This window comes from Cedecea sp. B1(4), from assembly GCF_059414925.1.
On record NZ_JCAHMZ010000358.1, the window covers coordinates 1 to 375 of the forward strand.

Genomic DNA, 375 nt, shown 5'->3' on the forward strand with positions numbered 1-375 from the left:
GCCGTCCAGGCCGCTGGCCATCAGGCCCAGCAGGATGGAGGAGGGGCCGACCCAGGGCTTGATGGTGATGCCCAGCCGGTGGGCGGCGTCCACCACCTTGGCGCCAGGGTCGGCGACCGCCGGGCAGCCGGCTTCGGACACCAGGCCGATGTCGGCGCCGCGGCGCACCGGCTCGAGCCAGGCGCCGATCTCGGCGGCGTCGGTCTTGTCGCTGAGCGTGTGGATGGTGATTTCCTGCAGTGGCCGGGTGGTGCCCACCAGCTTGAGGAAGGCGCGCGCCGTCTTGGCGTTCTCGGCGATGTAGGTGTCCAGGCTGCCGGCCCGGGCGCGGGCGTCGGCGGGCAGCCAGCTTTCCGGGGCGGCCTCGCCCAGCCC

At 74.1% G+C, this 375-nt stretch carries 1 protein-coding gene; it reads right to left on the reverse strand.

The features are described 5' to 3' along the window. On the reverse strand, positions 1-375 hold a 375-nt coding region (locus ACR6JA_RS23280), incomplete at both ends, for an SAM-dependent methyltransferase (RefSeq protein ID WP_494599906.1).